At 73.1% G+C, this 21445-nt stretch carries 15 protein-coding genes and 3 pseudogenes; 15 read left to right on the top strand and 3 right to left on the bottom strand.

What is annotated here, in order from left to right; translation table 11 throughout:
* Positions 1–17: 17 nt before the first annotated feature.
* Positions 18–242, top strand: a pseudogene (locus ACGF8A_RS21030) (enolase C-terminal domain-like protein); the annotation flags it as partial.
* 13 nt (positions 243–255) lie between these two features.
* Here ACGF8A_RS21030 and ACGF8A_RS21025 read toward each other — a convergent pair.
* Positions 256–576: pseudogene (locus tag ACGF8A_RS21025) on the bottom strand (four-helix bundle copper-binding protein); the annotation flags it as partial.
* Positions 577–953: 377 nt separating this feature from the next.
* Between ACGF8A_RS21025 and hpnR the strand changes: the two are divergent.
* The 11 genes from hpnR (at position 954) to ACGF8A_RS20970 (ending at position 13850) form a co-directional block, all read left to right on the top strand.
* Entirely contained in the window at positions 954–2447 is a 1494-nt protein-coding gene (gene hpnR / locus ACGF8A_RS21020) for a hopanoid C-3 methylase HpnR (RefSeq protein ID WP_393110280.1), read from the top strand.
* Positions 2448–2597: 150 nt separating this feature from the next.
* Positions 2598–2921, top strand: coding sequence for a hypothetical protein (locus ACGF8A_RS21015; protein WP_393110278.1), 324 nt, complete (start codon positions 2598–2600; stop codon positions 2919–2921).
* 371 nt (positions 2922–3292) lie between these two features.
* Positions 3293–5119 (top strand): gamma-glutamyltransferase family protein, encoded by a 1827-nt coding sequence (locus ACGF8A_RS21010; protein ID WP_393110276.1) that lies wholly within the window; start codon positions 3293–3295, stop codon positions 5117–5119.
* 100 nt (positions 5120–5219) lie between these two features.
* Positions 5220–6065 carry an inositol monophosphatase family protein gene (locus ACGF8A_RS21005; protein ID WP_393110274.1) on the top strand — a complete coding sequence of 282 codons (846 nt, stop codon included), beginning with the start codon at positions 5220–5222 and terminating at the stop codon, positions 6063–6065.
* A 587-nt stretch (positions 6066–6652) separates the two neighbouring features.
* The gene (locus ACGF8A_RS21000; RefSeq protein WP_393110272.1) at positions 6653–8062 is read left to right on the top strand and encodes a phytoene desaturase family protein; all 1410 of its coding nucleotides are present in this window, start codon (positions 6653–6655) and stop codon (positions 8060–8062) included.
* Positions 8059–8571 (top strand): O-acetyl-ADP-ribose deacetylase, encoded by a 513-nt coding sequence (locus tag ACGF8A_RS20995; RefSeq protein WP_393110270.1) that lies wholly within the window; start codon positions 8059–8061, stop codon positions 8569–8571. Before ACGF8A_RS21000 ends, ACGF8A_RS20995 begins: the two co-directional genes overlap by 4 nt.
* 337 nt (positions 8572–8908) lie before the next feature.
* Positions 8909–9559: a phosphoribosyltransferase gene (locus tag ACGF8A_RS20990; protein ID WP_393110268.1), complete on the top strand. Its 651-nt coding sequence runs from the start codon at positions 8909–8911 to the stop codon at positions 9557–9559.
* Positions 9560–9659: 100 nt separating this feature from the next.
* Complete coding sequence (lpdA, locus tag ACGF8A_RS20985; RefSeq protein ID WP_393110266.1) at positions 9660–11078, top strand: dihydrolipoyl dehydrogenase; 1419 nt, start codon at positions 9660–9662, stop codon at positions 11076–11078.
* A 164-nt stretch (positions 11079–11242) separates the two neighbouring features.
* Positions 11243–11683: a hypothetical protein gene (locus ACGF8A_RS20980; RefSeq protein ID WP_393110264.1), complete on the top strand. Its 441-nt coding sequence runs from the start codon at positions 11243–11245 to the stop codon at positions 11681–11683.
* 128 nt (positions 11684–11811) lie between these two features.
* Positions 11812–13293 (top strand): AlkA N-terminal domain-containing protein, encoded by a 1482-nt coding sequence (locus tag ACGF8A_RS20975; RefSeq protein ID WP_393110262.1) that lies wholly within the window; start codon positions 11812–11814, stop codon positions 13291–13293.
* A 56-nt stretch (positions 13294–13349) separates the two neighbouring features.
* Entirely contained in the window at positions 13350–13850 is a 501-nt protein-coding gene (locus ACGF8A_RS20970; protein WP_393110260.1) for a methylated-DNA--[protein]-cysteine S-methyltransferase, read from the top strand.
* 141 nt (positions 13851–13991) lie between these two features.
* Here ACGF8A_RS20970 and ACGF8A_RS20965 read toward each other — a convergent pair.
* Positions 13992–14339, bottom strand: a pseudogene (locus ACGF8A_RS20965) (NUDIX domain-containing protein); the annotation flags it as partial.
* A gap of 115 nt (positions 14340–14454) precedes the next feature.
* Between ACGF8A_RS20965 and ACGF8A_RS20960 the strand changes: the two are divergent.
* Positions 14455–16785 (top strand): hypothetical protein, encoded by a 2331-nt coding sequence (locus ACGF8A_RS20960; protein WP_393110258.1) that lies wholly within the window; start codon positions 14455–14457, stop codon positions 16783–16785.
* A gap of 157 nt (positions 16786–16942) precedes the next feature.
* Entirely contained in the window at positions 16943–18526 is a 1584-nt protein-coding gene (locus ACGF8A_RS20955) for an ATP-binding protein (protein ID WP_393110256.1), read from the top strand.
* 498 nt (positions 18527–19024) lie between these two features.
* Here ACGF8A_RS20955 and ACGF8A_RS20950 read toward each other — a convergent pair whose 3' ends face one another.
* Positions 19025–20098 carry an ADP-ribosylglycohydrolase family protein gene (locus ACGF8A_RS20950; RefSeq protein WP_393110254.1) on the bottom strand — a complete coding sequence of 358 codons (1074 nt, stop codon included), beginning with the start codon at positions 20096–20098 and terminating at the stop codon, positions 19025–19027.
* Between the two features lie 179 nt (positions 20099–20277).
* Between ACGF8A_RS20950 and ACGF8A_RS20945 the strand changes: the two genes are divergently transcribed.
* Positions 20278–21414, top strand: a complete 1137-nt coding sequence (locus tag ACGF8A_RS20945) for a glycerate kinase (protein WP_393110391.1) — start codon at positions 20278–20280, stop codon at positions 21412–21414.
* Positions 21415–21445 lie beyond the last annotated feature (31 nt).

The raw sequence follows: 21445 nt of genomic DNA, 5'->3' as shown, positions 1-21445 counted from the left end.
ATGACGGACCCGCCGTGGAGGGCATCCACCGGGCCAAGATCAAGATCGGTGAGTCCTGGGGGCGGCACGAGCGCCGGGATCTGAGCCGTGTGCGGCTGGCCCGCCGGGTCATGGGCGACGACGGGGAGCTGTACGCCGACGCCAACGGCGGCTACAGCCGCAAGCAGGCGGTCCGCGTAGCGGCCGCCTTGGCGGACCGCGGTGTCACGTGGTTCGAGGAACCCGTCTCGTCGGACGATCTCGTTATGTGGTGTGTCAGCCCAGGGAGGCGATCAGGTCGTTGCAGGCTCGTTCGCAGCGGCGGCAGGCCTCCGCGCACACCCGGCAGTGGTCGTGCCGGTCGGCGTGGCGTTCGCATTCGTCGCCGCAGGCCTTGCAGACCGTGGCGCATGCCTGGAGGATCGCGCGCGTGACGTTCGCGTCGTAGCCGGTGTGGCGGGACAGCACCGCGGCGGTGGTGTTGCAGATGTCGGCGCAGTCGGCGTCGGTGCGGACGCACTTGGTCAGCTCACCGACCATCTCTTCCGACATGCACGCGTCCGCGCAAGCGGTGCACGCCTGCGCACAGGCAAGGGACACATGGATGGACCGTGGTGACGGTCGACCGGCGGGGCTGTGGGTCTTGGGTACCTCCCCAGGATTCCGCATCCGACGTGAGGCTCGCGGCCCCGCCGGCCCGGGAGTTCGCTCCGCTGTCGGGCTGCGGCCCGCGACACCGACGCGCCGTGCGCACGCCCGCCGCCTGCGCCAGGACACCACCCGGTGCGGGTCCCCTCACCGGTGGGGAATCCCTGGCTGCGCCGCGCGGGTGATTCACGGGCGGACGCACTGAACGCTGGTCGACCGGCACCCCCGACGTTGGGACGCTTCGGCGACCTGTGGCTCCGTCCCGCCCGGAAGCTCCTGGCAGGCGTTGCCCGATCACCCCCCGCCCTCCGAACACCGAGGTGACCATGCGCCTGCTCCTCGTCCATCCCAGCGCCCTGATGTACTCGGAGATCTTCCTGCGTCTGGAGCCGCTCGGCCTGGAACGGGTGGCCGGTGCGGCCCGCGACGCGGGCCACGAGGTACGGATCGTGGACCTTCAGACGACGGGCACGAGGGAGCTGGCCCGCGAGTTCGCCTCCTTCCGCCCGGACGCTCTCGGCGTGTCCCTGAACTACCTGGCCAACATCCCCGAGGCGATCGGCCTCGCCCGCGCGGCGAAACGCGACTCCCCCGACTGCTTCGTCTTCTTCGGCGGGCACAGCGTGTCCTTCGTGGCCGAGGACGTGCTCGTACAGGCCGAAGGGGCCGTGGACGCCGTGGTGCGCGGTGAGGGTGAACCGGCCGTGGTCCCCTTGCTGGAAGCCGTACGGGACGGCGGGGTGGACGCGGTGCCGGGCATCGTGACGCCGGCGGGCCGAGGCCCCGCCCCCCGGATGCTGCACAGCATCGACAGTCCCCTTCCGGCGCGCGATCTGATGCGGCACCGGCGCAGGTACTTCATCGGGGAACTGGATCCGTGCGCGTCGATCGAGTTCACCCGGGGCTGCCCGTGGGACTGCTCCTTCTGCTCCGCCTGGACCTTCTACGGCCGCAGCTACCGCAAGGCCTCGCCCGAGGCAGCCGGCGCCGAGATGGCGAGCATCCGGGAACCGAACGTGTTCATCGTCGACGACGTCGCGTTCATCCGGCCCGAACACGGGCACGCCATCGCCGCCGAACTGGAACGCCGCCGGATCCGCAAGCGGTACTACCTGGAAACGCGCAGCGACGTCCTCCTGCGCAACACCGAGGTCTTCCAGCGCTGGGCCCGGCTCGGGCTGAGCTACATGTTCCTCGGGATGGAGGCCATCGACGCCGAGGGGCTCGACCTGTACCGGAAGCGCGTCACGCCCGACGACAACTTCCGGGCCCTGGAGGTGGCGCGCCGACTCGGCCTCAACGTGGCGATCAACCTCATCGTGGACCCGGCCTGGGACGAGGAACGCTTCCGCGTCGTCCGGGAGTTCGCCCTCGCCGTCCCGGAGATCGTGCACCTGACGGTGATGACGCCATACCCCGGCACGGAGATCTGGCACACCGAATCGCGCAGGCTGACCACCCGCGACTACCGGCTGTTCGACATCCAGCACGCCGTGGTGCCCACGACCTTGCCGCTGGACGTCTTCTACCGGGAACTGGTCAAGACGCAGGCGGTCATCAACCGCAAGCACCTGGGGGTACGGACCGCGGTCGGCGCCCTGCGCGTCCTGGCCGGCAACCTGGCCCGCGGGCAGACCAACTTCGCCCGCATGCTGTGGAAGTTCAACCGCGTCTACAACCCCCAGCGCCAACTCGCCGATCACCGGCGCCCGGTGCGCTACGAGCTTCCGCTGCCGCAGCGCCTGGACGTCGGGGACCGCCGCCAGCTCTACGTCCACACCCGCCCGGCCGGCCGACTCGACGCCCGGCGGACGGAATAGGCCGGTGGGCCCGCACGCGTGCGCGGCTGCCGAAGGCGGAAGAGGCCAGGGACGCATCGTGATCCCGGCGATATCCGGCCGAGCTGGTACCGCGGGCCCGCCGGTGCCACGGTGGCCGGACCGTTCCCTCCACCGAAATCCGAGGCCACCATGTCCGGTCTGCCGTTCTTCGCCCCCTGGCTCGTGCTGGTCTCCGTGCTCTGGGTGATCCTGCCGCTCCTCTGCCCCCGGCAGCGGCGGGCCGGCATCGTCCTTGCGGTCTCGCACCTCGTCGCGACGGCGGCGATCACACGGCCCTGGACGGACAACTGGTACTGGGACGCCGGGTGGTGGCTGGTCCTCGTCTTCGGTCAGGGCACCCTTGCCGCGCTGGGACGGCTGGCCTTCGAACTCAGCCCGCTCGGAGCCCGCGACCACCGCGCGGCGGCCCGGGTACCGGACAGCGACCCGGTGGTGGCGCACCGCGAACCGTGAGCGGGCGCCCCGCGCTCCGACCGGTTCCTGGTCCATCCCTGGCGCGAAGCCCCTCAAGGCCGTCGCCTGCGGCCCGTCATCGACATCGCCGTGCCGGCTGTTCCGCGGCAACGATCACCGCGCGCGTGCCGGTCGGGGTGAGATCGATCGCCTGCGCGGCTCGTAGGCCGTCCCGGGTGTGGGGCTGAGCGCCCGACCGCTCCATCCACTTCACGCCGGAGGCGGGGAAGAAGTTGCGCGGCGCGATCGATAGCCTTCGGGGGAGCGGGAGAAGGAGACCCCTGGTGCGAACTCCCCAGATTCCGCCCAGGACCCGACCTGAGCGCCCATCGTCCGGGCCGCGACACGTAAGCAGCGAGATGAGAGGCCCCGTGTTCACGACCCGACCCACCCTCCAGGGCACCTTCGGCATGGTGTCGTCCACCCACTGGCTCGCCTCGCAGTGCGCGATGGCCGTGCTGGAGGACGGGGGCAACGCCTACGACGCCGCCGTGGCCGGGGCGTTCGTGCTGCATGTCGTCGAGCCGCATCTCAACGGGCCCGCCGGCGAGGTGCCCATCCTGCTCGCCCCCGCGGGCGCTGAGGTGCGGGTGCTGTGCGGGCAGGGCGTGGCGCCCGCCGGGGCGAGCGTCGCCCACTACCGGGGGCTCGGCCTCGACCTCGTCCCCGGCACGGGACCGCTGGCCGCCGCCGTCCCGGGTGCCTTCGACGCCTGGATGCTGCTGCTGCGCGACCACGGTACGAAGCCGCTCGCCGAGGTGCTGAAGTACGCCGTCGGATACGCCGAGCACGGGCACGCGCCCGTGGAGCGCGTCGGCGAGACCGTCGAGAGCGTGCGTGAGCTGTTCGAGAAGGAGTGGACCTCGTCGGCGGAGCTGTACCTGCCGGGAGGCAGGTCCCCGCGCCCCGGCGAGCTGCTGCGCAACCCCGCGCTCGCCGCCACCTGGCAGCGGCTGCTCGCCGAGGTCGCCGGGGCGGGGGACCGGGAGGCGCAGATCGAGGCGGCGCGGGAGGTGTGGCGCACCGGATTCGTCGCCGAGGCCCTGGTACGGCAGTCGGCGCGTCCCACGCTGGACAATAGCGGCCGGCACCACGCGGGCACCCTCACGGCCGCCGACCTCGCCGGCTGGTCCGCGGCCTACGAGGCGCCGGCGACGTACGACTGGAACGGCTGGACCGTGTGCAAGGCCGGCCCATGGAGCCAGGGCCCGGTGCTGCTCCAGCAGCTCGCCCTGCTCCCGCCCGAGCTGCCCGCCTACGGCTCCGCGGACTACGTCCATCTGCTGGTCGAGGGCGCCAAGCTCGCCTTGGCCGACCGTGAGGCCTGGTACGGCGACGCCCGCGAGGTGCCGCTCGGCGACCTGCTGTCGGCGTCCTACAACGCGGAGCGGCGCGGCCTCGTCGGCCACCTGGCCTCGCACGAGCTGCGGCCGGGGAGCCCGGGCGGACGTACGCCCCGGCTGAGCGTCCTCGCGGGTGCGGTGGTCACCGAGGAGGCCGGCTTCACCCTCATGGGGGCGGGGGAGCCGACCGTCGCGAAGAGCCCGGTCTCCCCGGTACCCGGCGAGCCCGGCGTCTCGGCGGACGGCGGTACCCGGGGCGACACCTGTCACCTGGACGTCGTCGACCGGTGGGGCAACATGGTCGCCGCCACCCCCAGCGGCGGCTGGCTCCAGTCCAACCCCGTCGTGCCCGAGCTGGGCTTTCCGCTCGGTACGCGGTTGCAGATGACCTGGCTGGAGGAGGGCCTGCCGAACTCGCTCACGCCAGGGCGCAGGCCGCGGACCACGCTCACCCCGTCGATCGCGCTGCGTGACGGGGTGCCGGTGATGGCGTTCGGCACGCCGGGCGGGGACCAGCAGGACCAGTGGCAGCTGCACTTCTTCCTGGCGGTCGCCCTGCGCTCCCCGGTCCGCGGCGGCCTCGACCTCCAGGGCGCCATCGACGCCCCGAACTGGCACAACGACAGCTTCCCCGGATCCTTCCACCCGCGCGGAATGCGCCCGGGGAGCGTGACCGTGGAGGGCCGGACGGCCCCGGAGGTGGTCGAGGAGCTGCGGCGGCGCGGGCATGACGTCACCGTGGGTGACGACTGGTCGGAGGGGCGGCTGTGCGCGGTGGCGCGTGACCCGGAGACCGGTGTGCTGTCGGCGGCGGCGAATCCGCGCGGCATGCAGGGGTACGCGGTCGGTCGGTGACCTGCGAGGGGCGGGAGGGGGAGCCGGGAATTCATCCCGATTCCACCCGGCGTGCACCGGCGGGGCGGGGATTGTCAGTGCCACGTGCTCTCATGGAGGCATGTTCGAAGACATGGAAACCATCGACGAGTTTCTCGCACGTCACTCGGCCGACGTCGAAGAAGCGGTGCGCAAGGCCGCCGCGGCCGAGATCATGCCGCGCTTCCGGCAGCTGGCGGCGCACGAGGTCGACCAGAAGAGCGGCCCGCACGACCTGGTGACGGACGCCGACCGGCTGGCCGAGCGGCACCTCACCGAGGCGCTCGGCGCGCTGCTGCCCGGCTCCGTGGTGGTCGGCGAGGAGGCGGTGCACGCCAACCCCGCGTCGTACGACGCCATACGCGGCGACGCCCCGGTCTGGATCGTCGACCCGGTCGACGGCACCCGGCAGTTCGTGCACGGCGACGAGGGCTTCTGCACGCTGGTCGCGCTCGCGCACCACGGCGTCGTGCTGGCGTCGTGGACGTATGCGGCCGCCCGTGACCAGCTGGCCACGGCCGTCCGCGGCCAGGGCGCCTTCCTCGACGGCGAGCGGCTGTTCCCCGGACCGCCCACGCCCGGCCACGACCTGCGGATCGCCACCTCCCACCCGGACTACACGACCGACGAGGAGAAGCGCGCGCTGCTCGGCCTGTGGACGGACGGCGTCGCGCCGCGGGAGTGCGGCTCGGCCGGCCTGGAGTATCTCGCCGTCGCGCGGGGCGAGTCGGACGCGACGGCGTTCTCGTGGGAGGCCGCGTGGGACCACGCGGCGGGACTGCTGCTGGTCGAGGAGGCGGGCGGCGCCCATCTGACCCGTACCGGCGAGCCGTTCCGCATCACGGGAGGCAACGTCCTGCCGTTCACCGCGGCCCGCGACACGGCCACGGCCCGACGGGTGGCGGGACTGCTCGCCTCGGCGGTCTGAGCGGGGGTTCTGTTAAAAGGGGTCCGGGTACCACCCCGTCCTGCCCGTGGGCCCGGCCTGCCCGGCCCGGCCCGGCCCGACCCCGCCGGGCCGCCGTCGCGGCGGGCCTGCCGGTCTTGGGGCGGGGACCTGCCCGTTCTGGCGCGGGGACCTGCCGGTCTTGGTGTGCGGACCTGCCGTTCCTGGGGCGGGGACCTACGGTTCCTGGCGCGGCGGATCCCGTTGTCCCCGCGTGCGGTGGAGCCACCGCCCCTCGTGCTGGGGGCCCACCGCCCCGGTCCCTCGCGCCCTCCGCGCTCCGGGCGCCCTGCCCCGACCGTCCGGCGCGGGGTGCTCGTCGCTCCGGCCACCATGCCCTGGTCGCTCCCGGCGTCACGCCCCCCACGCGCCCGCTGTCATGCCCCGGCCGCCCCGCCTGTCCCCTCAGCCACCCCGCCCCCGCCTCCGCCCGCCCCCACCACGCCGTCCCTGCCCCGAACGCCCCCTGCCTCCCCGGGCAGGCCCCCGTCGCGGAGGAGTGTCAGTCTCCCGGCATATCCTGATCCTGAGTGGCCATCGGCTGACGAAGGAGTCCGAAGGTGCCGTCGATGCTCGATGCGGTCGTGGTGGGTGCGGGGCCGAACGGACTGACCGCCGCCGTGGAGCTGGCCCGCCGGGGCTTCTCCGTGGCGGTGTTCGAGGCGCGGGACACGATCGGCGGCGGCGCCCGCACCGAGGAGCTCACGCTCCCCGGTTTCCGTCACGACCCGTGCTCGGCAGCCCATCCCCTCGGTATCAACTCCCCGGCGTTCCGGGCGCTCCCCCTGGACCGCTACGGCCTGCAGTGGCTGCACGCCGAGCTCCCCATGGCGCACCCCTTCCCCGACGGCAGAGCCGCGGTCCTGTCCCGCTCGGTCGGTGAGACGGCCGCGTCCCTAGGCCCGCGCGACGCGGGGGCGTACCGCAGGCTGGTGGAGCCCTTCCTGCCCCACTGGGACACGCTGGTCCGCGACTTCATGTCCCTGCCGGCGACCGCGCTGCCCCGCGACCCGGTCACCCTCGCCCGCTTCGGCCTGGTCGGCCTGCCCCCGTCCACCTGGCTGACCCGCCGCTTCCGGGACGAGCCCGCCAGGACCCTGTTCGCCGGTCTCGTCGCCCATGTGATGGCTCCGCTCACCGGCCTCGCCACCGGCGCGATCGGCCTGGTCTTCGCCCTCGCCGCGCACGCCCGGGGCTGGCCCGTGGCCCGCGGCGGCTCCCAGTCCATCTCGGACGCGCTCGCCGCGTACCTGAAGGACCTCGGCGGCGCGATCCACACGGACTACGAGGTCAAGCGCCTGGACGACCTGCCGCCCGCGCGCGCGTACGTCTTCGACACCTCACCCACCGCACTGGCCCGCATCGCGGGCTTCGGCCGGTACTACGAGGGGTACCGGTACGGCCCGGGCGTCTTCAAGATCGACTACGCGCTGGACGGCCTGGTGCCGTGGACCGCCGAGGAGCCGCGCAGGGCCGGGACCGTGCAGATCGGCGGGGACAGCGCCGAGATCGGCACCGCGCTGCGTGAGGCGTCCCGTCTCGGCCGGGCACCCGGGCGGCCGTTCCTCATCACCGTGCAGCCCGGTGTCGCCGACCCCACCCGCGCTCCCGAGGGCAAGCAGGTCTTCTGGACGTACGGCCATGTCCCGAGCGGCTGGACCGGAGACCTCACCGACGCCGTCGAGCGCCAACTGGAGCGCTTCGCCCCGGGGTTCCGTGACCGTGTCCTCGCCCGCGCCACAGCCGGACCCCCCGAGATCGCCGCCCGCAACGCCAACTACGTCGGCGGCGACATCGCCTCCGGCGCGGTCAGCGGTCTGCAGACCCTGCTGCGGCCCACCCTGTCCCTGTCCCCGTACCGCACCCCGCACCCGGCCGTGTACATCTGCTCCTCGGCCACCCCGCCGGGGCCGGGGGTGCACGGCATGTCGGGACACAACGCGGCGAAGGCCGTGTGGAGGAGGCTGAGGCAGACATGACCCCTCGCATCACGCTCGTCCGGGGCGACATCACCGAGCAGCGCGCCGACGCCCTCGTCAACGCCGCCAACTCCTCGCTGCTGGGCGGCGGAGGAGTGGACGGCGCGATCCACCGGCGCGGCGGCCCCGCGATCCTGGAGGACTGCCGCAAGCTGCGCGCCTCCCGCTACGGCAAGGGCCTGCCGACCGGACAGGCGGTCGCCACGACGGCAGGCGAACTGGACGCGCGGTGGGTGATCCACACCGTGGGCCCGGTGCACTCCGCACAGGAGGACCGCTCCGGGCTGCTGGCCTCGTGCTACCGCGAATCCCTGGGCGTGGCCGACGAGTTGGGCGCGCGGACCGTCGCGTTCCCGGCTGTCTCCGCGGGCATCTTCGGCTGGCCGACGGACGACGCCGCGCGCATCGCCGTCGCGACGGTACGGGCCACGGCGACGTCGGTCGAGGAGGTCACGTTCGTGCTGTTCGACCAGGATGCCTACGACGCGTTCGCGCGGCAGGTGGGCTGACCCGGGCCGCCCCGCCGGGCTCTCTCAGGGCGGCGCGCCGGACCTTCCCGCACTTCGAGGGCGGCAAGTCCGCCACGCTACGTGGGCGGCGACGACAGCTGGGGGCGCGCACACGCACGACAAGTTCGCCGACCGCGACCGCGCCCGCACGTACCGTTCGCGCCCGCCGAGCGGTGTGCGGGAGGCGAGGTCGGCGGCACGCAGAGCGGCGGCCGCCGAGTGGCGGTAAGGCGGTCCCCGGCACCTGACGTGAGGTTCTGCGCGTGTCGGGCGCCGCATGGTGGAAACCCGTACGACCACGGGGCGCGAAGACGGCCCCGCGGCGGAAGGGGAGCACATGCGTTTCCGTGACCGCGCGCACGCCGGCCGGGAACTGGCCGGGCACCTGCGCATCCTGCAGGAGAAGGGAACGCTCCCGGATCCCGTGGTCCTCGCACTGCCCCGCGGCGGCGTCACGGTGGCCCGGGAGGTCGCGCTGGCACTCGGCGCGCCGCTCGACGTGCTGGTGGTCCGCAAGATCGGGGCGCCGTTCCACGAGGAGTTCGGGGTCGGTGCCATCGCGGGCGACGAGCCGCCGTTCTTCGACACCCGGGCTCTGGACCAGCTCGGCCTGAAGGAGGCCGAGCTGGCACCGATCGTGGCCCGGGAGCGCGGCGAGCTGCACCGCAGGGAGCAGCGCTACCGCCAGGACCGGCCCGCCGCCGAACTGCACGGACGTACCGCCATCCTCGTCGACGACGGACTGGCCACCGGATCGACGGCACGGGCCGCCGTGCGCGCGGTACGGCACCGGGATCCCGAGCGGATCGTCGTCGCCGCGCCGGTCTGCTCCCACGAGGCCGTCGAGCTGCTGCGCGGCGAGGCCGACGACGTGGTGTGCATGCTGCGGCCGAGCCCGTTCCACGCGGTGGGCCTGTGGTACGACGACTTCGAGCAGCTGACGGACGAGGACGTGCTGGAAGCGCTGCACGGCAGCCGACCGGTCTGAGACCCGCGTCATGGCGACCAGTGTGGTCATGGGCGCGGCGGGGCGAAAGAATCCCTTTCGCATGTGAAGTCTGCGCATCACACCGAAAGGGACCTGACGCATGGACGAGCAGGACGAGCAGGAGCGCTTCGACGTCGTCGTTCTCGGAGCGGGCCCCGGCGGGTACGTCGCCGCCGTCCGGGCCGCCCAGCTGGGCAAGCGGGTCGCCGTCGTGGAGGAGAAGTACTGGGGCGGCGTCTGCCTGAACGTCGGCTGCATCCCCACCAAGGCCCTGCTGCGCAACGCCGAGCTCGCGCACATCGTCACCCGTGAGGCCAAGACCTTCGGCATCAAGGTCGACGGCGAGATCTCCTTCGACTACGGCGAGGCCTTCCGCCGCAGCCGCCGGGTCGCGGACGGCCGGGTCAAGGGCGTCCACTACCTGATGAAGAAGAACAAGATCACGGAGATCGACGGCCGCGGCACCTTCCTGGACGCCCACACCCTCCAGGTCACCGACTACGAGGGCGACACCCGCACGATCGGCTTCGAGAACTGCGTCATCGCCACCGGCGCCACCCCCAAGCTGCTCCCCGGCACCCGCCGCACCTCGCGCGTGGTGACCTACGAGGAGCAGATCCTCGCCGAGGACCTGCCGCGCTCGGTCGTCATCGCGGGCGCCGGGGCGATCGGCGTCGAGTTCGCCTACGTGCTGCACAACTACGGCGTGAAGGTCACCGTCGTCGAGTTCCTGGACCGCCTCGCACCCACCGAGGACGCCGACGTCTCGGCCGAACTGGCCCGCCAGTACCGCAAGCTGGGTATCGACGTGATGACCTCCACCCGCGTGGACGCCATCGACGAGTCCGGCCCCCAGGTCCGTGTCACGGTCACCGCCAAGGACGGCTCCCAGCAGGTGCTGGAGGCCGACAAGGTGCTCCAGGCGATCGGTTTCGCACCCAACGTCACCGGCTACGGCCTGGAGAACACCGGCGTCCGCGTCACCGAGCGCGGCGCGATCGACGTCGACGGCCGCTGCCGCACCTCCGTGCCGCACATCTTCGCCATCGGCGACGTCACCGCGAAGCTCATGCTCGCGCACGCCGCCGAGGCCATGGGCATCGTCGCCGCGGAGACCCTCGCGGACGCCGAGACGATGGAACTCGACTACGCGATGATCCCGCGCGCCACCTACTGTCAGCCTCAGGTGGCCAGCTTCGGCTACACCGAGGCCCAGGCCCGCGAGCGGGGCCATGACGTCAAGGTGGTCAAGTTCCCCTTCACCGCCAACGCCAAGGCGCACGGCCTGGGCGACGCCGCCGGCTTCGTGAAGCTGATCAGCGACGCCAGGTACGGCGAACTCATCGGCGGCCACCTCATCGGCCCGGACGTCACCGAGCTGCTGCCCGAGCTGACCCTGGCCCAGCAGTGGGACCTGACCGTCCACGAGGTCGCCCGTAACGTGCACGCCCACCCGACGCTGGGCGAGGCGGTCAAGGAGGCGGTGCACGGGCTGTCCGGCCACATGATCAACATGTGAGCGCCCTTCACCCGGCCGGCGTAGCCGGAATGGCGGCACCCCAGGGGCGCCCGGACGCTGGAGTCACCCACATGGGGACCCGTCGGGCGCCCCCACGGGAGCCCGGCACGCGGCCCCCGGGGGCTCATCGGGACATCTGCTCGGGGACGGAAGGAACGGCCGCCATGACTCAGCACGCTGCACATCAATCGGGAACCTCGCCCACCGGGCCGACGGGCCGCCGCGAGGGATGGGTGACCGGCGGTGTCATGTTCGCCGGTGTGCTGATGCTGGTCGGCGGTGTGCTGGCGGTGCTCCAGGGCATCGCGGCGATCGCCGCGGACGACGTGTACACCCGCGTCGGCACGTACGTCTACGAGCTGAACCTCACCGGCTGGGGCTGGATCCACCTGGTCGTGGGCGTGCTGGTGGCCGTCACCGGCTGGGGCCTGCTGATGGGCGCGCCCTGGGCGCGGATCGCCGGTATCACCCTGGCCGCGATCAGCCTGATCCTCCAGTTCCTCTTCCTGCCGTACCAGCCCGTCTGGTCGGTCGTCATGATGGCGATCGACGTGTTCGTGATCTGGGCACTGGCCTCCTGGCGGGAAACCCCGGCCACCCGCTGAGGCGGCTCGCGAACAGGGCGGCACCTGCGGGTGCCGCCCTGATCCGTGATCCATGCCGGCCCAGGACAGGGAAGGTCGATGTCGGATTCTCGCCAGTCCCGGCGCGTCCGGTGGACCATGCTTGAGGCATGCACAAGGGGATGCACACCGACACCGAACGCTGTCTGCGAGCCGTCCGCTCGAAGGACGCGCGGTTCGACGGCTGGTTCTTCACGGCGGTCCTGACCACCGGGATCTACTGCCGGCCCAGCTGCCCGGTCGTGCCGCCCAAGCCCGAGAACATGGTGTTCCAGCCGAGCGCGGCGGCCTGTCAGCAGGCCGGCTTCCGCGCGTGCAAGCGCTGCCGTCCGGACACCAGCCCCGGCTCCCCGGAGTGGAACCAGCGCGCCGACCTGGTCGCCCGCGCCATGCGGCTGATCGCCGACGGCGTGGTGGACCGCGAAGGCGTGCCCGGCCTCGCCGCCCGGCTCGGCTACAGCGCCCGGCAGCTCGAACGCCAGCTGCGCGCCGAACTCGGCGCGGGCCCGCTCGCGCTGGCCCGCGCCCAGCGCGCCCAGACCGCCCGGCTGCTCATCGAGACGACCGCGCTGCCCATGGCGCAGATCGCCTTCGCGGCCGGCTTCTCCTCCATCCGCACCTTCAACGACACCGTCCGCGAGGTCTACGCCCTGACCCCCGGCGGACTGCGCGAGCGGGTACCGAAGGGACACGCCGGAGGCACCCCGGGCGCCCTGTCCCTCCGGCTCCCGTTCCGTGCCCCGCTCAACCCCGACAACCTCTTCGGTCACCTCGCCGCCACCGCCGTACCCGGCGTGGAGGAGTGGCGCGCCGGCGCCTACCGGCGCACGCTCCGCCTCCCCTACGGCCACGGCGTCGCCGCGCTCACCCCGCAGCCCGACCACATCGCCTGCCGCCTCACCCTGAGCGACCTGCGCGATCTGCCCGTCGCCATCAGCCGCTGCCGCCGGATGCTCGACCTGGACGCCGACCCGGTCGCGGTGGACGACCAGCTGCGCGCCGACCCGGTGCTGGCGCCGCTGGTCGACAAGGCGCCCGGCCGCCGGGTGCCGCGCACGGTCGACGAGGCCGAGTTCGCGATACGGGCGGTGCTCGGCCAGCAGGTCTCCACGGCCGCCGCCCGCACCCACGCCGCCCGACTGGTCACCGCGCACGGCGAGCCGGTCGAGGACCCCGAGGGCGCACTGACCCACCTGTTCCCGTCCCCCGAGGCCCTGGCCGACCTCGATCCCGCCTCCCTCGCCATGCCCCGCACCCGCCGCACGACGTTCACCACCCTCGTGGGCCGACTCGCCGACGGCTCACTCCACCTGGGGGTGGAGAGCGACTGGCCGGACACCCGCGCACGGCTGCTGGCCCTGCCCGGCTTCGGCCCCTGGACGGCCGACGTCATCGCGATGCGCGCCCTCGGCGATCCCGACGCCTTCCTCCCCACCGACCTCGGCATCCGCCGTGCGGCGGGGGAACTGGGCCTGCCCTCGACGCCGGCGGCGCTCACCGCGCGCGCGGCGGCGTGGCGGCCCTGGCGGGCGTACGCGGTCCAGTACCTGTGGGCGACCGACAGCCACCCGGTCAACTTCCTCCCCGTGTAAGCGCGTTTGCGCGTACCCGTGCACGTGGCCGCGAAAGAACCCGTACAAGGACCCCGATGCGACAGCACACCGTCATCGACAGCCCCTACGGCCTGCTCACCCTCGTCGCCGACGACGGCGTCCTGAGCGGCCTCTACATGACAGACCAGCGTCACCGCCCGGCCGAGGAGACCTTCGGCGGGCGCGACGAGACGCCCTTCGCCGCGGCCGTCGACCAGCTGACGGCCTACTTCGACGGCGAGTTGCGGGACTTCACCGTCGAACTGCGCCTGAACGGCACGCCGTTCCAGCGCACCGTCTGGGACCAGCTCCGCCGCATCCCCTACGGCGAGACCCGCTCGTACGGCGAACTGGCCGCAGCCCTCGGCAATCCCCAGGCCTCCCGTGCGGTCGGGCTCGCCAACGGCAGGAACCCCGTCGGCATCATCGTCCCCTGCCATCGCGTCATCGGCGCCGGCGGCGGCCTCACCGGCTACGGCGGCGGCCTGGAACGCAAGCAGCGCCTGCTCGACTTCGAGCGCGGCGCGGGCCTCTTCCCGCTCCCGCCCCGGCCCTGACGACACGCCCTACCCGGCGAGGGCCCCGCAGCAACCGGGGCAGCGCGGTGCCGATCGGGTTCCCGTACGACCTCGTCGGCCCGAGGGCAGGGCGGCGGCCGGCGGGACGGCGAACGGATGTCCGGGCCGCCCGGCGCGGGCTCAGCCGGTCCGGTGGCCGTTCTCCAGCTCGACCGTCTCCGAGCCGTCCGCCAGGGCGTCCAGCGCGGCCAGCACGCGGCGGCCCGTGGCGCCGGACAGGTGGTCCCCGAGGTCGCCGGGCGCGACGAACCGCCACGACAGCAGCTCCTCCTCCTGCAACCGGATCCCCTTGATGTCCTCCTGGCTCAGGACCCCGCCGTCGTACAGGTACGCCACCAGCGGCGGCCGGGCCGTGCCGTGCACCCAGTCCACGGCGAGCAGCCGCCCGAGTTCGCGGTCCAGGCCGATCTCCTCCGCGGTCTCGCGCCGGGCGCCCTGCCTGGGGGTCTCTCCGTCGTCCACCGAAATCCGCATACGGTCATCCAAGCGCATGGACCCGGGCGCCGGTCGGGCCGCTCCCCGGGGCGGGTGAGGATCGTCGTTTCCGGCGCCGCCGGGCGCCGCTCGGCGTTAGCCTGCCCGGATGAACAGCGGTACGCCCCTGAGCCTTCCTCTCGAACCGTTCCTCGCCTGGGCGGAACACCGTGGCACTGCGCTCGATCCACGTGCGGCCGATGCCGTGACCGGGCTGCTCGCGCTGAGCACCGAGCACCGCAGGACCGGCCTGCCCGAGCCGACCGAGCACCTCGCCGAGGAGCTGTTGCACATCCTGCTGCCGCTGTACGCGGGCGCCGCACCGGCCGAGCTGCCGGGCTATGTGGAGGTGCTGCTCGCGCTCGTCGACCACACCCGCGAGAAGGGTCGGCTGAACGCCAAGCGGCAGGCCCGCCTGGCGGCCCGGGTGCGGGAGCTGGCCGACGGCTTCACCGAGGCGATGACCGCTTCCGGACGCACCACGTGGCCACGGCTGTACGCCGGGCTGATGCGCGCCGAGGGCGTGGACACCGGGGACACGGACGCCGTACGCGGATGGCTGGAGTCCTTCGCCGCCCGCCCGTCGGCCGAACGCGAGGCGGCACTCGGCTTCTCGGCCCCCACGACGGCGGGCGGCTCGGCGGCCATGGGGTCCTGGGAACGGGCACTGGCGGGGGAGCGCACCCGTCGGGCCCGCTCCGAGCTCGCCGCCCGGCTGCACCTCGTGGCCCTGGACGAGCGCGACCGGACCCACCTGGGCCAGGATCCCCTGATCCCCGGCGCCCCGCTGGGGGCGCCGGACGGGACGGACCCGGAGGAGGACTGGTACGAGACGCAGGCGGCAGTGGTCTCGGACCGGTGGACGGCTGCCGGGCTCGACGCCCTGCTGCGCGGCCCGTTCGCCCACCTGGCCCCCGGCGGCCGGCACACCGCGCCGCTGCTCGGCATGGCCGCCTCCCTCGCCCAGGAGCACCTGGAGTGCTTCGGCCCGGATCCCGACCCGCTGGCCCCGGTCCCGCTGCCGGAGTCCCTCGACGTGCTGGCCGACGCGCTGCGCGCGGCACCGCTCCTACGGTCGCTCACGGCGGCCCTGGACAGCCCGGAAACAGCCGACGAACCGCTCGTCCGGCTCGCGCTGGCCGTCGGCCTGCTACTGGAGGACGAGGGTGGCCCCCTCATCGAGGGACCGGCCGCCGTCGTCCTGCGCGAAGGGGCCCCGGGAGAACTGGTCGGACTCGGCCTTGATCTCCTCGGCTCCCTCCTGGCCCAGCTGGCCGAGGACGAGGAGACCGCCGAGGAGTACCGCGGCGAGCATCTCTCCAAGCTCTACTTCCTTTACCAGGAGGCGGGGACCGCGCAGTCGGTGGCCCGCCAGGCCGCGCAGCGGGACGCGTGGGCCGTCCCGCCTTCGTACAACCCCGCTGCCGATGTCCGCACCCCGGCCTCGGGCCCGTACGAACTCCCGGACCCCGAGACCCTCTCCGCGCTCACCGGGCTGCCCGGCCTGACCGAGGACGACCGCGACGAACTCCGGCCTGTCGCCGCCGGACTGGCCCGCGTCATCGACCGGCTGGCCGGCCTCGGCGTCACCGAGCGCACCGGCGACACATTCACCCTCACCCCGCTCGGCCACGCCCTGCTCCGAGAAGGCCTGCTCCTGGGCACCGCGAACCTGCCGGACGTCGACCCCGGCACCTTCCCCACCGAGGAAGCGGTACGGGCCTGGGACGCGGGCCGGCTGGTGGCTGCCGCCCAGTGGTGGCCGTCAGGTGCGGCCCGCAAGACGCTCGGCGACTGGCTGTCCGGTCGCGGCGCCGACGGCTGGTCTGAGCTCCTCGCCGCGCTCGCCGACACCCCCACCGGGCCGGACGCGGCCCGCAGGCGTGCCCTGCTCGGTGTGCTCGACGCGGCGGCCGCCCCGGTACCGGCCCTGGAGACCCTGCTCGACGATCCCGTACTGGGAGAACACGTCGCGCACACCCTGCGTACTCTCGGCCACCGGGCCGACTCCACCCGGGTACCCGAGGCCGCCCGCGCGACGTACCTGGCCGACCGGTTCGAGGAGGTCCGTCTGACCGCCGCCCTCGCACATCGCATGGCCGTGGGCCCCGACACCGCGGATGGTGGCGAAGGCGAGGTAACGGAGCCTTACCACGCGCTGTACGCCGCTTTCGACGAGGCCGCGGCCGGGTGGCCCGGAGGCGGCCAAGCCCTGGTCACAGCTCTGGCCGTGGCCGATCCGTACGAGGTACCGCCGGTCCTTGAGCAACTGTCCCGTCATCCGGACACGGCGGTGGCCGAGGAGGCGTGGCGTGCCGCCCGGAGCTTGCGGGCGGAAGCGCACTCCAGGTCCACCGGCCGGGCGAAGGGCGCGAAGACGGCCTCACGAGGCAGGCCGCAGGCCGGGAAACGGCCGAAGAAGAAGCGTAAGAGGCACTGATTCCGCACGGTCGGCGGACCTGTTCGCAGGAGCCGGACAGCCGGAACACGGAAACAGTCTGTGGATTCTCGACGGCTCCGCTGTGGCAGAGCTCCGGCGTTAGCCGGCTTCCACTCGCCCAGCTCCGTTGTCGGTGCTGTCGGATAGCGTTCGTGTCGTGCGCTACTTCAACACGGCAGGGCCGTGCATCCCCGAACGGCACTACATGCTGCCGGCCCAGGAGCGGCTGCCGCAGGCCCGCGAGATTGTGGATGAGGGCCAGTACTCCGTGGTGCACGCGCCCCGGCAGACCGGCAAGACCACGGCGCTGGCGGCGATGGCCCAGGACCTGACGGCCTCGGGACAGTATGCGGCATTGCGCTTCTCCTGCGAGAGCGCCGAACCCGCCGGGGAAGACGTCGGCTGGGCGGAGGAGCTGATCCTGGAGGCGATCCGGCGGTCGGCGGAGGCCGCCTGGTATCCCGACGAGCTCGCGCCCCCCGCCCCCTGGCCCGATGCGGTGCCCGGGGCCCGGCTTGCGCGGGGGCTGACGGAGTGGGTGCGGAGCTGCTCGCGTCCGCTGGTGCTGTTCTTCGACGAGATCGACGCGCTGCGGGGGGAGAGTCTGCGCAGTGTGCTGCGCCAGTTGCGGGACGGTTACACCGCCGTGCGGGAGCAGTTCCCGCACTCGGTGGTGTTGTGCGGGCTGCGGGACGTGCGCGACTACAAGGCGGCCTCGGGCGGGGATGCGAGCAGGCTGGGGACGTCGAGTCCGTTCAATATCAAGGTCGCCTCGCTGCGGCTGGGCGACTTCACCGAGTCCGAGGTCGTCGAGCTGTACGGGCAGCACACCGCCGCCACCGGGCAGGAGTTCACCCCGGACGCCACCCGGCGCGCTTTCTGGTGCACCCAGGGCCAGCCCTGGCTGGTCAATGCCCTGGCCTACGAGATCACCAGGCGGATGCGGATCCCACTGTCCGAGCCGGTCACGGCGGACCATGTGGACCAGGCGAAGGAGCGGTTGATCCTGGCGCGTGCGACGCATCTGGACTCGCTGGCCGCGCGGCTGGGGGAGGACCGGGTACGGCGGGTGATCGAGCCGCTGATCGCCGGCGAGCTGCCGCAGGAGGCGAGCACCTACGACGACGACCTGGCCTACGTTCGTGACCTGGGGCTGATCGCCGCGGATTCGCCGGTGCGGGTGGCCAACCCGGTCTACAAAGAGGTGATCGTTCGGGTCCTGGGTGTCAGGACGGAATCGGTCATCACCGCCCTCCCGAGTAGTTTCCGGTTGCCGGACGGCCGGATCGACATGGACAAGCTGTTGCGTTCGTTCGCGGAGTTCTGGCGGGAGAACGGGGAGATCCTGGCCACCAGCTCGACGTATCCGGAGGCGGCGGCGCAGCTGGTGATGATGGCGTATCTGCACCGGATCGTGAACGGGGCGGGTTTCATCGACCGGGAGTACGGGGTCGGCCGGCGCCGGGTCGACCTGCTGATCCGCCAGCCGTACACCGCTGCCGACGGTTCGCGGGCGGTGCAGCGTGACGCGCTGGAGCTGAAGGTGTGGCGCCAGGGCCGCACCGACCCCCTCGCGGAGGGGCTGGCACAGTTGGACGACTACCTGGACCGCACGGAGTTGTCCACGGGTACCCTCGTCGTCTTCGACACCCGTCCCCAGGCCGCCCCGGTCCACGAGCGCACCGCCTTCTCGCAGCAGACCACGCCGTCCGGGCGAGCCGTCACCCTGCTGCGCGCCTGACGGCCGGGAGACCTCAGCCAGGAGCGCCCCCGGATCTTTCCTCCCGTGGCCGTGCTCCCGGAGCAGCACGGGTTCGGTTCGGGAGCCTGGGGGCGGGCCGCGGCACGTTCTTCGACAAGCGCGCCGACGGCACCTTCGGTCCCGTGGAGGACATCAAGATCGACGTTCTGGTCACCCCCGAGCAGTGGCTGCTCCCGCTCGCCGCCGGTCTCCGCCCACAGGGTGATCGTCGCCTTGGTCACGCTGCCGTGGGCCGTTGCCGCACGTGCCGCCTTTCCCCGCATCATCAGAGCAGGTTCGAAAGGTTCGCAGCCTGTAGTCAGCGGGACTTCAACCGTGTAGACCGTTGATGTGTCGGGGCGCCTGGTCGGCCAGTTCCTGGGCGTAGCGCCGAATGTCGGCGATCTTGGCAGTGGTCAACGCCATCAGTGAACTCCTCACCAAGGCGTACATCCCCGACGAAGTCTGGCGTGGAGGTCATCCAGACCAGCCCGGCGTCTACGGCTCTGCCTGCGCCAGCCGCACCGTCCTTTCCGCCAGTTCGCTGATGCGCACCCCGTCGAAGCCGAACACCGCGCTGCGGACCGTGTCCTGAAGCGGCTCCTTCCACTGCTCCGGGATCGCGTCCGCACCGGTCAGCACGCCGGCCACGGAGCCCGCGGTGGCGCCGTTGGAGTCGGTGTCCAGTCCGCCGCGGACGGTCAGCGCGACGGTGCGGGTGAAGTCGCCGTCGCCGTACAGCAGCCCCGCGGTGAGCACCGCGGCGTTCGGAATCGTGTGGATCCAGCCCAGCCCAGCGGTCTCCTCGCCCACCGTGGTCAGCGTGTCCTCCCACGTCATCCGGGTCTCGTGCAGCGACATGACCCGCCGGACCGTGCGGGCCAGCCGGCTGCTCGCCGGAACGACGGCCAGCGCCTCGTCCAGGGCCTGGCGCACCGTGGAGACGGTGAACGCCGCCGAGACCAGTGCCGCCGCCCACATGGCGCCGTACACGCCGTTGCCGGTGTGCGAGAGCACCGCGTCCCGGCGGGCCAGCCCGGCCGCGCGCCGGGGCTCACCGGGACAGGTCCAGCCGTAGATGTCGGCGCGGATCAGCGCGCCGATCCACTCCTGGTACGGGTTCTCGTACGTGGCCGTCAGCGGCGGCTTCAGGCCGCTCGCCAGGTTCCGGTACGCCGCCCGCTCGGCCGTGAAGGTCTGCAGGTACGGCAGCCGCAGCAGCCACAGGTCACCGACCTGCTCGGTGCTGAAGCCGAAGCCGTGGGTCTCCAGCAGGTGCAGTCCGAGGATCGCGTAGTCGACGTCGTCGTCGCGGCAGCTGCCGTGGATGCGGCCACGGACGCACTGGCGCCACTCCGGGCGCAGCTCGATGGCGGTGCCGCCGGGAGGCGGCTCGGGGAAGTAGTCGGTGAGGGGCAGGGCGGACGCCTGCCGCAGGTAGTCGTCGATACGGTCCCGCGTCCACAGGTCGCCCTGCTCGACCGGTTTGCCCAGCATGTTGCCGGCGATCCGGCCCAGCCAGCCCCCCAGGACGCGGTCGGCGAGCTCTGGCTCGGTGCCCACAGGGGTCATAGCTCCGGTCTACCCACTTCCGGCCACCGCCACAGACCGTCCCGGCCGGTCGCCGGGGATCCCACGGGCCGGGCCGGGCATGACGGCGGGGGTGTCCTGCGGTTAAGGTCGCAGCGGCGCGACTGGCCCTGACGTGCGCGGGGCCCGGAGAGCGAGGGGAAGACAAGGTGGCTGACGCTGTGGACGGTGCCCGTGGGGTGCTCATCGCCGCGGACAAGTTCAAGGGGTCGCTGACGGCCGTACAGGTCGCCGAACGGGTCACGGCCGGGCTGCGCCGCGTCCTGCCGGACCTCGCCGTGGAGTCGCTGCCCGTGGCGGACGGCGGCGACGGGACGGTGGACGCGGCGGTCGCGGCCGGTTTCGAACGGCGCGAGGTGCGGGTCGCCGGTCCCCTCGGGGACGAGGTGACGGCCGCGTTCGCGCTGCGCGGTGACACGGCGGTCGTGGAGATGGCCGAGGCGAGCGGGCTCCAGCGGCTGCCGGCCGGGGTCCTCGCACCCCTGACGGCGTCCACATACGGCTCGGGGGAGCTGCTGCGGGCCGCCCTCGACGCCGGGGCGCGCACGATCGTCTTCGGGGTCGGCGGCAGCGCGACGACCGACGGCGGGGCGGGCATGCTGTCCGCGCTCGGAGCACGGTTCCTGACGGCCGGCGGGGAGCCGGTGACGCCGGGCGGCAAAGGGCTGGCCGAGCTCGCGTCCGCGGACCTGTCGGGCCTGGACGCGCGACTCTCCTCGGTCGAACTGGTGCTGGCCAGCGACGTCGACAACCCCCTGACCGGGCCGAAGGGCGCTCCCGCGGTGTACGGCCCGCAGAAGGGGGCCTCGCCCGGCGACGTGGCGACGCTGGACGCGGCGCTGGGGCACTTCGCCGAGGTCCTGGAGCAGGCCGTGGGCGCCCGGGCGGGCGAGTACGCGGGCTCGCCGGGGGCCGGTGCGGCGGGCGGCGTCGGCTACGGCGCCATGCTGCTCGGCGCGCGCTTCCGGCCCGGCATCGAGGTCATGCTCGACGTGCTCGGCTTCGCACCCGCCCTGGAGCGCGCGCACCTGGTGATCACCGGTGAGGGGTCGCTGGACGAGCAGACACTGCACGGCAAGGCCCCGGCGGGCGTCGCCGCGGCGGCGCGGGCGGCGGGCAAGGAGGTCGTCGCGGTGTGCGGGCGCCTCGCGCTGACGCCTCAGGCGCTGGCGGGAGCGGGGATCCGGCGGGCCTACCCGCTGAGCGAGATCGAGCCGGACGCGGCGAAGAGCATCGCGGACGCCGGTCCGCTGCTGGAGCGGACCGCGGAGCGCATCGCGCGGGACCACCTGGCCTGAGACCTTCCGGGCGGCCCGGCCTACCACCTCC

This window comes from Streptomyces sp. NPDC047706, from assembly GCF_043204795.1.
Taxonomy (GTDB): domain Bacteria; phylum Actinomycetota; class Actinomycetes; order Streptomycetales; family Streptomycetaceae; genus Streptomyces.
The sequence above is the reverse complement of the archived record's forward strand: the minus strand, read 5'-3'. Positions and strand labels throughout refer to the sequence as shown.